This is a genomic window from Rhodococcus sp. IEGM 1302, from assembly GCF_030056935.1.
Classification (GTDB): domain Bacteria; phylum Actinomycetota; class Actinomycetes; order Mycobacteriales; family Mycobacteriaceae; genus Rhodococcus_F; species Rhodococcus_F qingshengii.
The window spans coordinates 230,853-242,652 of sequence record NZ_JASHKY010000001.1 but is presented as its reverse complement, the minus strand read 5'-3'; the positions used below and the strand labels follow the sequence as shown (position 1 = coordinate 242,652).

11 protein-coding genes are annotated in these 11,800 nt (G+C 62.7%); 4 read left to right on the top strand and 7 right to left on the bottom strand.

The window, feature by feature from the left end; translation table 11 throughout:
• Window positions 1–56: 56 nt before the first annotated feature.
• Window positions 57–638, bottom strand: coding sequence for a TetR/AcrR family transcriptional regulator (locus QM609_RS01125; RefSeq protein WP_003942855.1), 582 nt, complete (start codon window positions 636–638; stop codon window positions 57–59).
• A gap of 103 nt (window positions 639–741) precedes the next feature.
• On the opposite strand from QM609_RS01125, the gene QM609_RS01120 reads away from it, so the two are divergent.
• Entirely contained in the window at window positions 742–1,425 is a 684-nt protein-coding gene (locus tag QM609_RS01120) for an SDR family oxidoreductase (protein WP_007735616.1), read from the top strand.
• Between the two features lie 25 nt (window positions 1,426–1,450).
• Here the strand turns inward: QM609_RS01120 and QM609_RS01115 are convergent, their stop codons facing one another.
• Window positions 1,451–1,855, bottom strand: a complete 405-nt coding sequence (locus QM609_RS01115) for a DUF4259 domain-containing protein (RefSeq protein ID WP_003942974.1) — start codon at window positions 1,853–1,855, stop codon at window positions 1,451–1,453.
• 109 nt (window positions 1,856–1,964) lie between these two features.
• Window positions 1,965–3,050, bottom strand: coding sequence for a PQQ-dependent sugar dehydrogenase (locus QM609_RS01110; protein ID WP_050654949.1), 1,086 nt, complete (start codon window positions 3,048–3,050; stop codon window positions 1,965–1,967).
• 178 nt (window positions 3,051–3,228) lie between these two features.
• Here QM609_RS01110 and QM609_RS01105 point away from each other — a divergent pair, with 178 nt between their 5' ends.
• Entirely contained in the window at window positions 3,229–4,437 is a 1,209-nt protein-coding gene (locus tag QM609_RS01105; protein ID WP_050655029.1) for an MFS transporter, read from the top strand.
• Between the two features lie 27 nt (window positions 4,438–4,464).
• Here the strand turns inward: QM609_RS01105 and QM609_RS01100 are convergent, their stop codons facing one another.
• On the bottom strand, window positions 4,465–5,361 hold the full coding sequence (locus tag QM609_RS01100) for a helix-turn-helix transcriptional regulator (RefSeq protein ID WP_050654948.1): 897 nt from the start codon (window positions 5,359–5,361) through the stop codon (window positions 4,465–4,467).
• 134 nt (window positions 5,362–5,495) lie between these two features.
• On the opposite strand from QM609_RS01100, the gene QM609_RS01095 reads away from it, so the two are divergent.
• Window positions 5,496–6,518, top strand: coding sequence for a zinc-dependent alcohol dehydrogenase family protein (locus QM609_RS01095; RefSeq protein WP_030537173.1), 1,023 nt, complete (start codon window positions 5,496–5,498; stop codon window positions 6,516–6,518).
• 397 nt (window positions 6,519–6,915) lie between these two features.
• Entirely contained in the window at window positions 6,916–8,751 is a 1,836-nt protein-coding gene (locus tag QM609_RS01090; RefSeq protein ID WP_050654947.1) for an acyl-CoA dehydrogenase, read from the top strand.
• 55 nt (window positions 8,752–8,806) lie between these two features.
• Here QM609_RS01090 and QM609_RS01085 read toward each other — a convergent pair whose 3' ends face one another.
• The 3 genes from QM609_RS01085 to QM609_RS01075 are packed head-to-tail and all read right to left on the bottom strand — an operon-like array spanning window position 8,807 to window position 11,784.
• Window positions 8,807–9,511: a hypothetical protein gene (locus QM609_RS01085; RefSeq protein WP_218680044.1), complete on the bottom strand. Its 705-nt coding sequence runs from the start codon at window positions 9,509–9,511 to the stop codon at window positions 8,807–8,809.
• Window positions 9,508–10,536: an NAD(P)H-dependent flavin oxidoreductase gene (locus QM609_RS01080; protein ID WP_047272371.1), complete on the bottom strand. Its 1,029-nt coding sequence runs from the start codon at window positions 10,534–10,536 to the stop codon at window positions 9,508–9,510. The genes QM609_RS01085 and QM609_RS01080 overlap by 4 nt, the downstream gene beginning before the upstream one ends.
• Before the next feature lie 45 nt (window positions 10,537–10,581).
• A complete protein-coding gene (locus QM609_RS01075; RefSeq protein WP_047272477.1) occupies window positions 10,582–11,784 on the bottom strand; it encodes a YbfB/YjiJ family MFS transporter in 1,203 nt (400 codons plus the stop codon).
• Window positions 11,785–11,800 lie beyond the last annotated feature (16 nt).

Below are 11,800 nucleotides of genomic sequence, written 5' to 3'. Positions count from 1 at the left end.
ACCGCGAGCACTGGACCTCGTGAAAGCGGGATTCGCGGCCAGGGCACCCGAGACCGTCAAGAAGATGACAGCGGCTCTCGAAGCCCTCTGATCAGTTCGACGCGCGCGGAATCGAGAATTTCCTCGGAGAGCGGGGAACCCTTGGTAGCTCGCGAAAGAACCAGTGCACCGAGCATGGTGGAGAGCCGGAGGAGACCGACAGCTTCGTCGTCGGCAAGAGCTGCGGCAAAATCCCCCACTCCCTCCGTGTAAACCCGACGGGCCTCGCTGTCTGCAGGCTCGCGCGCCATGTCGGCGGCGAGCGCAGCAGCGGGGCATCCGTCTGCCGGGTTGTCGCGATGCGCCACCGAGAGATAGGTATCGATCAAAGCTTTTCGGGCGGAGTCACGTTGCCCTGCATGCTCTTCGAGTTCCGCAGAATGCAGCTGAGCCAGTTCCTTGAAGGCGTGGGTGGTCGCTTCGTCGATGAGAGCGTCCTTGGACGCGAACTGCTTGTAGAAGCCACCGTGGGTCAGCCCCGACGCCTTCATCAGGTCGGCGACGCTGAGGTGAGTGCCCTTCTCTCGGAACAGTCGGGCTGCGGTTTCCACGACGCGCCGACGGTTCTCTTCCGCTTGTTGCTGCGATACGCGGCCCATCACAACGCCTCCAGTTTGGATTTCACTTGACATCTATCCTAGCCGACACTTAGATTTGATTCATAATCTAAACGTCACGAGCAATCACAACACTGGGAGAATCATGGACCTGAACAAGACGGTTGCGGTCGTCACAGGAGCCAATCGCGGGCTCGGACGCCATCTGGCTGCGGGACTCGTCGAGCGCGGCGCAAAGGTGTACGCGGCTGCGCGCAATCCGGAAACTGTCGATCTACCCGGCGTCATCCCCCTGAGGTTGGACGTGACGGACGCCGAATCGATAACCGCCGCCGCGCAAATCGCATCGGATGTGACCTTGCTGGTCAACAACGCAGGTATCTCTACCTCGGCGCCCTTGATCGGGGGCGACATCGATGACATTCGACGAGAGATGGACGTCAACTTCTACGGCCCGCTCGCCGTGACCCGGGCGTTTGCTCCCGTCATCGAAAACAACGACGGCGGAACAATACTCAACGTTCTGTCGGTGCTGTCCTGGTTCCATCCAGCCGCGCTCGGGTCTTACGCGTCGTCGAAGGCAGCGGCCTGGGCGATGACCGACGCCGTTCGAGAAGAACTTGCGCCGCGCAAAATCTCCGTATCGGCACTGCATGTCGCATACATGGATACCGACATGGCCGCTGGCGTACCCGCCGAACAGAAGATCGATCCTGCCGACGTCGCCGCGCAAGCACTGGACGGTATCGAAAGCGGGCTCGCCGAGATCCTCGCTGACGACACCACCCGGTACGTCAAGGGGAGTCTGTCCTCGTCGAACTCCGAGTAAGCAAGGGACTGCAGACGAGTGACGCTTACCCCACCGTTTTGAGGCTGGCCAATCTGCTCAGGATCGGTGCCCGCCAAGCTGCGAGGTCTTCCGGACCGTTCTCTTCCCACAACTCGTACAACTCCGAAGTGTCGCTGTCGGAAACTGCACGCTCGAGTGCGGAGAGGACCCAACTCTTCTGCTCCGGGCTCAAGGTGCTGACGTACCCGGCGGCGTCAATTCCATCCAGCTGCACAGGCTTCGGCGCAACGCCGTGCGCAACCGCAAGAATCTCGGCGACGGCGATTGCTGTTTGAGCATCATCGGCATCGAGATAACCGCCATCGGGGTGGCTAGCGTAATCGTCGATGTCGTAGTCACCCGCCTGTACTGCGCTGAGCAGGTCGCCCGCTACGTCGTTGTCGAAAGGTCCTGAACCCCAAGTCCCCATGCTGTCTCTCCGATCCGTACCCGGCGCACCTGTCGTAAAGATATTAGTGAATCACAGGCTTCGGCCAGGACCCTCGGGCTGGAAGTACTGCGTTCGCCGGAAATCGACATCAGCGCAACGGCACGCGAAGGATGCGGTCATCACCGGGGTTGGGGTCGCCACGACCGTCGGTGTTGTTCGTCAGTATCCACAGCGACCCGTCCGGTGCGACTACAACATCACGGAGGCGCCCGTATTCGTCGACGAATTGCTCGTCGGCGGTCGCGGGATCGGTCAAGGGCACCGTGCGGAGTCGCTCACCACGAAGATTGGCGATGTAGATCGTGCCGTCGTGGATGGCGATTCCGCTGGGACTGGCATCATCCGGTGACCATTGTTGGAGCGGGTCGATGAATCCGTCTTCACCCACAATCCCTTCGACCTCGGGCCACCCGTAGTTTCCGCCTGCTTCGATCTTGTTGAGCTCGTCCCAGGTGTCCTGCCCGAACTCGCTGGCGTACATCGTGCCGTCCTCGGTCCAGGCAATGCCCTGGGAGTTGCGGTGGCCGTAGCTGTAGACAAACGAGTTCGGAAATGGATTATCTAGCGGCACATCGCCATCCGGAGTCATTCGAAGGATTTTCCCGGACATCGAGTCGAGGTCCTGAGCTCTGACTCGACTACCGGCATCACCGACGGTCACGTACAGCATCCCGTCCGGGCCGAACGCGATGCGACCACCGTTGTGGTAGTTGGCCGAAGCGAGCCCGTCGAGAATCGTCTCGGCCGGCCCGAGCGCGAATTCCCCCGGAGCACCGATGATGTCGAAGCGTTCGATCCTGTTCTCCCCGTTCGCGGTGAAGTACGCGTACAGGCGGTTTTCACGTACTGCGATCCCTAGTAAACCACCCTCACCTCTGGGGCTGACGCCGTCGACGACTCCCACCTCGCGGCTGTTTCCGCCGGCGTCGAGTTCGAGGATTCGCGCGCTGTCGCGCTCACTGACAAGTGGTGTATCGCCGTGGAATGCGATCGACCAGGGCGCGTCCAAGCCGTCGGCGACGGTCTCGGGTTCACCGAAGGCCGCGGCGGGCGCCGATCGTGTTGTCGTGCTTGCCTGCGGACCGGGCCCTTCAGGATCCTCGCTACCGCAGGCAGTCAGGAAGGCCGAAAGGAGCACTGCGGCGCCGAGCCCTCGGATCTGTCGTCGTGTCATGGGCGCGCCTCCCGGGTTCAGGCAGTCTTTGCGCCGACGGTAGCGCGCAATCGGCCACACCGGGAGTCCCTTCGAGTACCCCCAACGACCGGGACTCCCTCGCAGGCGACAGGCGTGATGCCCTGGACGGGTGCGCCACGACATGCGCGTCGTCAACAGAAAGAGAACTGACCACCTCATGATTTCCGCCCCGACCGTCGAAGAAACCGGCCGCCTGCCGCTCGTGATCTACGTGCTGGCCGTCGGAGTTTTCTTGATGGGCACAACCGAATTCGTCGTCGCCGGCATTCTTCCCGAGATTGCGGGTGACCTCGGGACGTCGATCGCGAACGTCGGCCTGCTGATCACCGTCTTCGCGATCGGAATGATTGTCGGCACGCCGGCGATGGCGATCTTGACACTCAGGGTTCCCCGACGCGTGACCTTGAGCTCGGCTCTGATTGTTTTCGCGATCGGACACGTCATCGTCGCGCTCTCGTCCAACTTCGGACTCATTCTCGGCGCCCGCTTCCTCACAGCCGTGGCGACGGGCGCCTTCTGGGCAGTCGCTGCAGTGGTCGGAGCAAAAGCGGCAGGCCCGGCGTCTTCCTCGCGCGCGCTCGGCATCGTCTTGGGCGGAGGCATGCTCGCGAACGTCATCGGTGTTCCGCTCGGCGCTCTGGCCGGTCAGACCATCGGCTGGCGCGGTCCTTTCTGGGCCCTCGCCGCCCTCGCACTCGTCGCCGCGGCCGTCGTCCACCGATTGGTACCCGCCGACACCGACTCCGGTGCGGTGCCGTCCTGGCGAGCGGAGATCGCGAGCCTACGGGACGGACGCATCTGGCTCGTTCTGTCCGGTTGCGCCGTCGTGTGCGGGTCGTCGCTGGCGGCGTACAGCTTCATCTCTCCGCTGTTGACCGAGAACACGGGACTTGCTGCGTCGGCAGTGCCGCTAGTGCTTGTCGGCTACGGACTCGGTGCGTTCGTCGGCTCCAATCTCGGCGGTCGACTCGGTGCGAAGCATCAGTACGGGGTCTTGTTCGTCTCGGCAGCGATGACGTTTCTCGTGCTCGGGGCGCTCTGCCTCTTCTCGCACAACGTGATCGTGACGGTGTTTCTCGTAGTCATGCTGGGACTATTCGGCATGTCGACCAATCCCATCCTGATCGGGATGGCTGTGCGTTATGCCGATCAGGCGCCGACGATGGCTTCTGCTCTCAGCACCTCGTCGTTCAATCTGGGCACCGCGGTCGGCTCCTGGATCGCCGGGTTTGCGTTCGCCTCGAGTCTCGGTGCCACTGGGCCGGTGTTGGTAGGCACCGGCGTTGCCGCTCTCTACTTTCTGCCGCTGATGATCCTGTTGCGCAAGGAACGCACGAAGCGCACCACCGTCGAAGTCGTCAACTGACGACCCGATCAACCGTCGCGCAGTTCGTCAGCCGTCCGTCAGCGACCGCTCCGACACGTGAGGCGAAGAGTCCGCATTCTCACTGGCTGCCAACGAGGCGAGTAACTGCATCCGTTCCGCGGACGGCGATCCCGGCTCTGCGGTGTAGATCGTGAGCGTCAACCCCGGCTCGGCGGCCATCTCCAAACCTTCGAAGGCAAGCGTCAGCTCCCCCACGGCGGAGTGGTGAAAAGTCTTGAATCCGGTGCCGTGATGGCGGACGTCGTGCGCGCCCCACCGACGCCGGAATTCCTCACTCCGAGTGCTGAGTTCACCGATCAGATCGTGCAATTCCTTGTTGTGAGGATCTCGCCCAGCCTCGGTTCGCAGAATCGAAACGGTCACCTCGGCAAACGCGTTCCAGTCCGGATAAAACTCGAAAGCCCTTTCGTCGAGGAACGTGAAGCGCGCGATGTTCGGGGGCTGCCCCGGCATGTCGTAAAGGTCCTTGTAGAACGCACGCGCGAGTGGGTTGACCGCAAGAAGATCCATGCGACCGTTCCGCACGAAAGCGGGTCCTGCGGTGACTGCGTCGAGCGCCCACTGCAGGCTCTGATGGGGCTTCCAGCCCTTCGCATTTCGCCGACGCGGGGGCCTGGCTACCGGGCTTGCCGCGTGCGCGAGATCAAAAAGGTGGGCGCGCTCGGCGTCGTCGAGTCGTAGGGCCTTCGCGATACTGTCGAGTACACCCGGCGATGCGCCGCTGATCGCTCCGCGCTCGAGCCTGGTGTAGTACTCGACGCTCACGCCAGCGAGGGTTGCCACTTCACTTCGACGTAGACCTTCCACGCGGCGGTTCGATCCGGCCGGAAGTCCAACTTGTTCGGGCGTGACTCGGGCGCGCCGCGAGGTCAGGAATTCGCGTACTTGCGCTCGATCGTCCATGCCATCGAGGGTAAGTCAGTGACCGGTAGCGAGGGAGTCCCTCGCAGTACCACTATCGCGCGGGACTCCCGCACGCCGCCGAATCGTGATCAGGTTGAAGTGACACGAAGAAACCGATGGTGAGGAGCCACGTCATGCGCGCTGTCGTCATGCATGCCCCCGGCGACGTCCGGGTCGAAGAGATCGAAGCGCCGGTGATCGTCGAACCGACCGACGCGATCATTCGCGTTACAGCCACCTGCGTCTGCGGTTCCGACCTCTGGCCGTACCGCGGCATCGAAGAGCTGAATGGCCCGACGCCGATGGGACACGAATACGTGGGCGTCGTCGAACAGGTCGGCCCCGACGTCAACGACATCGAAGTTGGGGACTTCGTCGTGGGCTCGTTCGTCGCGTCGGACAACACCTGCGAAATCTGCGAGGCCGGCTTTCAGTCTCGCTGTATCCACCAGGTCATGATGGGCTCGGTCGGCACCCAATCCGAATACGCTCGCATCCCGCTCGCGGACGGCACCCTCGTCCCTGTCCACGGAGAGCCGACCGAGCGGCAGGCCCGCAGCCTCCTTGCTGCCTCCGACGTACTCGGCACCGGTTGGTTCGCCGCCGTAGCTGCGGAAGCCGGACCTGGCAAAACGGTCGCCGTCGTCGGCGACGGCGCAGTCGGACTTTTGGCGATCCTCGCTGCCAGACAACTCGGCGCCGAGCGGATCATTGCCATGTCACGTCACGCCGACCGGCAGGCACTCGCCACACAATTCGGCGCCACCGACATCGTCGAAGAGCGGGGCGACGCGGGCATCGCGAAGATCAAGGAACTCACCGGCGGCTACGGCGCCCACTCGACCGTCGAAGCCGTAGGTACCCAAGAATCGATGATGCAGGCTATCGGAGCTACCCGCCCCGGCGGACATGTCGGCTACGTCGGGGTATCCCACGGCGTCGAACTCGACGGCATGAACCTGTTCTTCGCGACGGTGAGCCTGCTCGGCGGTCCCGCGCCGGTCAGGCGATTCCTACCCGAACTGATCGAGCTCATCATGACCGACCAGATCGACCCAGGCATCGTCTTCGACCTCACTCTCCCGTTGGAGGACGCCGCCGCAGGCTACCGGGCGATGGACGAGCGGCGCGCCACCAAAGTGCTACTCACCCTCTGACCGATACCAAAGGCTCACGAGACAGAACTGGGCTCTACACGCCGGTCGAGGAACGTCTCGGCTACCAACGAGAGGCGCTCTTGGTCTACCGATCAGCATGTTCACTGATCACACCGAATGCGTATGACGCCGAAGGTGAGGACGGGCACTTCGATTGGTGCGCAGCTGCTTTGACCCAAGAGGATGCTTCGCGACTGATATGCGCCCCCACCAGCGGAAACCGATTGTACGAGTGAATGTTTCAATGAGAGCGACTCGGCGCTACTTTGTAGCAACGGCACTCGTCTCTACCTACGGTTGCGTACTGAATTCCTTGTGGGGCAGGCTTTCTTGTGTACTGCTGACGAGCCGTATCTGCTGACGAATCGTATTGCTGACGAACCAAGGTCGGAGAACAATGGGTCACTACAAAAGCAACGTGCGTGATATCGAGTTCAATCTGTTCGAGGTACTCGGGATCGGCGAACTGCTGGATGCCGGCGCTTACGGGGACCTCGACACCGACACCGTGCGCAACATTCTTGCGGAAGTATCGAGGCTGGCAGAAGGCCCGGTCGCCGCGTCCTTCGCCGACGCGGATCGAAACCCTGTCGAATTCGACGCACCCAATCACGCCGTCGTGGTCCCGGAACCTCTGCGCAAGACGGTCGAGGCGGTGAACGAGGCCGGTTGGTCGCGACTCGGTCTACCGGAAGGCATGGGTGGCGTTCCTGCTCCCGCGCCATTGGTCTGGGCGATCGGCGAAATGTTGGTCGCGGCAAACGGATCCGCAAGCTTTTTCAACATGGGTCCACTGATGGCGAGCGTGCTCTACACCATCGGAAACGAACAGCAAAAACACTGGGCCAAAGAAGGATTCGAGCGCGGATGGGCCGGAACGATGGTGCTCACCGAACCAGACGCGGGATCCGATGTAGGCGCAGGCCGAACAAAAGCAATCGCGCAGGACGACGGCACGTGGCACATCGAGGGCGTCAAGCGATTCATCTCGGGCGGCGATGTCGGAGACACGGCCGAGAACCTCTTCCACTTGGTACTTGCCCGGCCCGAGGGAGCCGGTCCAGGAACCAAAGGTTTGAGCCTGTTCTACGTTCCGAAGTCCCATTTCGACTCGGAGACACTTGAACTGGGAGAGCGCAACGGCGTGTACGTCACCGGCGTCGAGCACAAGATGGGCCTCAAGTCTTCCCCAACTTGCGAGCTCACCTTCGGAGCGACGGACGTTCCTGCCGTCGGCTGGCTCGTGGGTGATGTCCACAACGGTATCGCCCAGATGTTCCAGGTCATCGAGAATGCTCGAATGATGGTGGGCACCAAGGCTACCGGAACACTGTCCACCGGCTATCTCAACGCCCTCGAGTATGCGAAAGAACGAATTCAAGGTGCAGACCTTACCGAGCTGACAAACAAAACCGCGCCCCGCGTGGCCATTACGCACCACCCCGACGTCCGACGCAGCCTGGCGATGCAGAAGGCCTACGCCGAAGGCCTCCGAGCGGTCTACCTCTACACCGCTGCACACCAGAATGCCGATGTCGCCGAGTTGGTTTCGGGGGCGGATGCCGAACTGGCGGCGCGGGTCAACGATCTGCTGCTGCCGATCGTCAAGGGCGTCGGTTCCGAAAAGGCCTACGAACTGCTCACCGAGAGCCTGCAGACCCTGGGCGGCTCCGGTTATCTTCAGGACTACCCCATCGAGCAGTACATCCGCGATGCCAAGATCGACACCCTGTACGAGGGCACCACGGCAATCCAGGCGCAGGACTTCTTCTTTCGGAAGATCGCACGCGACCGCGGCGTTGCACTCGCTCACGTAGCCGGTCGCATACGAGAGTTCATCGACAGTGAGGCCGGGAACGGTCGACTCAAGGCCGAGCGAGTCCTGCTCGAGATCGCCTTGACCGACGTGCAGGAGATGGCCGGGACGCTCACCGGGTATCTGATGGCTTCCCAGGACCAACCCTCCGAGTTGTACAAGATAGGCCTCGGCTCGGTGCGCTTTCTGTACGCGGTAGGCGACCTGCTCATCGGATGGCGCCTGTTGGTGCAAGCGGAAGTCGCGTTGGCAGCCTTGGACCGTGACGCGTCGGCAAAGGACCGGTCGTTCTATCGGGGCAAGGTGGTGATCGCGTCGTACTTCGCCAAGAACATCCTGCCCGTCCTGGCGTCGACCAAAGAAATCCTGGGTTCCCTCGACAACGAGATCATGGAACTCGAGGAAGACGCATTCTGACAACGTGCCACGCGCGGTATGGGTGGTGCGCAACTCGGAATGCTTGCTGCGTGATTCAAACGCGGTCGTGAACCGGCGACGGAATCTTGTTGGAACGATACGAGTCTCCGCTCCGGTTCGGCCGCCAGAGACGCCAGTGTTTCGCGGACAACCGGAACGGGAGATGGTCTTGTAGGTGACGAGCACCGGACGACAACCGTTCGTCTGCAGGCAGGTTGAGCCACAGGGACAGTGAGGATGTCGCGTTGCCGAGGGTTGCGCGTATGCCTGACTCGCCGAGAATCCGGCCGTATCCATCCACGGCAAAACGGCCGAACGCGTCGGGCGTGATGTCGGGATACGGCGCATGGGTGTCCGGGTCGATCAGGCGTACGGGCGCGCTGCAGGTCAGCGCCGCCACAGAACGTCCGTGGGTTGTGACCGCATCGCAACCAACGAGGGCATCGAGCGCTTCGTTGACAGAACCAGGTGGGACGTTCCATTCGGTATGGGTTTGCGCTTTGTAGCGGGGCCCACCGAAGAGCTCGGTAGCGAACGATGACAACTGCGCGGTCGGCTCGGATGGCCCCCTCTGGTAGATCTCGAACGTCCACGACGGCAACGACACTGGTTCGGTGCAGGATTCCAGGAATGTCTGCAGCCGCTGAAATGCAACATCGGGACGCTTGACTCGAAGCGAGTGTGCACCACCGGCGGACCCGGGCAACCCGTCGTATGTCACTACCTCGGGCAATGCGGCTTCCGGTGTCCGCGCCGTCACAGGTTAGCCAATCGCGAAAGCACTACCCCGGCTGGTTCCTCCGTCGCGTGGCGATAGCCGGTGCCGGCCCATAGGTGCATGCGCTCGGGATCTGCCTGCGCAACAGCGGCTTTGCGCATCGGGTTGGTCAGGTGATGGATGGCCGGATACCCGATGGGCGCCCGTGCGTCGTAGCGATCGATGAACTCGTTCCGAAGTGCTCGTGCAGGACGTCCCGTGAAAGCTCTTGTGACGACCGTGTTCCCGCGTGACGTGTCGGCCAGAGCTGCCTTGTGCGGAGCCGAGGCACCACTCTCCTCGGTGCGCAGCAGTACGGTACCGACCACTGCCGCGTCCGCTCCGGCACGTAAGGCTGCAGCGACGTCGGCGGAGGTCGCCAGTCCACCGGCCGCCAATAGCGGAACAGAGGTGCGATGACGGATTTGTGCGATCAGTTCGGTGATCGGTGTTTCTGCCGGAACCTGCAGGGGAGTGAGCGTTCCGGAGTGGCCGCCGGCAGCCGACGATTGCACCACAAGCAGATCGGCACCGGCGTCGACGGCAAGGAGCGCCTCTGCCTCCGAAGTCACAGTGAGGACGACAAGTGAACCGGCAGCGCGCAGCGCCTTGATGACGCCGGGTGCGGGAAAGCCGAAGGTGAAGCTGACCACCGGAACCGGGCTGGCCAGGAGCAGATCGATCTTGTCCTCGAAGTAGTCGTCGTCTTCGACCGGCTCACCGTCAGCCAGTGTGATGCCATAGCGATCCGCCTCGACCTGAATCGCCCTGGTATAGGCACGGTAGGCATCGACGTCGACAGGCACCGGGTTGGGTGCAAAGACGTTGACACCGAACGACACTCCCTCGGCGCGCACGGCGTCGATCTGGTCGGACAGAGCCTGAGGCGTCTTGTACCCGGCGGCGAGGAATCCGAGACCGCCTGCGCGAGAGGCAGCAGCAACAAGTGCCGGTGTGGAAGCGCCGCCGGCCATGGGGGCTGCGATGACAGGGACCTTCAGGTCGAGATCGGTTGTGAGTGCGCTCATTCGAACATCTCCAGTCCTACGTCGGGTAGTGCTCCGGCGGTTTCGTCATCTGACATCAAAAACTACCTCCTCAGTCGAGGTGGCCGTCCGAGGGTCCGCATCGAGATCGGAAGGGAATCGGAACCGCAAAACCGCGGCGGCCACTGCTGCGCCCAGAACGACGGCCGCACCCAACAGCAGAGCGTCGCGATACCCGTCTCGCAGCAACGGAGTGACAACGAGTGGGCCGAGAATCTGACCGACGCTGTATCCAGCGGTCAGCAACGCCACGGCGCGTGGGAACTGCAGGTGCGCGCCGATTGCCAACACAATTGACCCGATACCAAGGAAGGTGACACCGAACAGGAAAGCTGAAATCAGTGCGGGGCCGACGCCTCCGATCACAGCAGGAAGCGCTATGCCCACCGCCTGAATCAACAGGGCAACGAGAAGCAGAGTCGGCCTCGACCAACGCAGGCTGAGCCAAGCCCACAGGGCGCATGAGGGAAATGCGGCCAGACCGACCACTATCCAAGCGCCGCTGCCGACCCATTCTGGAGCGGCGAGATCGATTGCGGCAACAAGGAACGTGCCCGCGATGATGTAGCCGATGCCTTCCAGGAAATAGCTGATGAACAAGGCAGTGAACCCGCGTTGGGAACTGGGAGTTCCCGGCGCGTCCGGTGTGATGACCGGACGCGGTTCCGGCGTCAATCCCCAGGCTGCGACCGCACACACCACTGCAAGGGCCGCAGATGCCAGCCAGGCAGTGCTCCAGGTACCGATGAAGCGGACGACGAACACGAGGACCCCGGACAGGGCGATACCCAGCCCAACTCCGCCGAATCCCCATCCGGCCAGGAATTGGGACTGCCCCCGAAGGTGCGCGTGCAAAGCGCTGACGGCGATCATGAACACGAGGGCACTGGCAATGCCTGCGACGAGCCGCAGGGCGAACCAGATGGATCCGTCGTGGGTAGTGGGCATGAGCGCCAAAGTCGCGATGAGGACCACCAACGACGTACGCATCACCGCTGCCGAGCGCACCACGCCGGGAATGAGGATTCCCGCGAGCGCGCCGATCAGGTACCCGACGTAGTTGGCCGTCGCCAGGGTGGCGCCGAGCGAGGCGGACAGACCGGACTGCGTGTGCATCAACGGCAGAATCGGTGTGTAGACGAATCGACCGATTCCCATGCTCGCCGCCAGCGCAGCGGCAGCTTGGACAGCGTGCGCTCGTGGGGAGACGCCGTTGTGGATTGTGGTCATGGTCTTATCGTGTGCC

Excerpts from the sequence above, each read along its gene's own strand:
- QM609_RS01125 (WP_003942855.1), bottom strand. The coding sequence starts at position 638 with ATGGGCCGCGTATCGCAGCAACAAGCGGAAGAGAACCGTCGGCGCGTC.
- QM609_RS01120 (WP_007735616.1), top strand. The coding sequence starts at position 742 with ATGGACCTGAACAAGACGGTTGCGGTCGTCACAGGAGCCAATCGCGGG.
- QM609_RS01115 (WP_003942974.1), bottom strand. The coding sequence starts at position 1,855 with ATGGGGACTTGGGGTTCAGGACCTTTCGACAACGACGTAGCGGGCGAC.
- QM609_RS01110 (WP_050654949.1), bottom strand. The coding sequence starts at position 3,050 with ATGACACGACGACAGATCCGAGGGCTCGGCGCCGCAGTGCTCCTTTCG.
- QM609_RS01105 (WP_050655029.1), top strand. The coding sequence starts at position 3,229 with ATGATTTCCGCCCCGACCGTCGAAGAAACCGGCCGCCTGCCGCTCGTG.
- QM609_RS01100 (WP_050654948.1), bottom strand. The coding sequence starts at position 5,361 with ATGGACGATCGAGCGCAAGTACGCGAATTCCTGACCTCGCGGCGCGCC.
- QM609_RS01095 (WP_030537173.1), top strand. The coding sequence starts at position 5,496 with ATGCGCGCTGTCGTCATGCATGCCCCCGGCGACGTCCGGGTCGAAGAG.
- QM609_RS01090 (WP_050654947.1), top strand. The coding sequence starts at position 6,916 with ATGGGTCACTACAAAAGCAACGTGCGTGATATCGAGTTCAATCTGTTC.
- QM609_RS01080 (WP_047272371.1), bottom strand. The coding sequence starts at position 10,536 with ATGAGCGCACTCACAACCGATCTCGACCTGAAGGTCCCTGTCATCGCA.
- QM609_RS01075 (WP_047272477.1), bottom strand. The coding sequence starts at position 11,784 with ATGACCACAATCCACAACGGCGTCTCCCCACGAGCGCACGCTGTCCAA.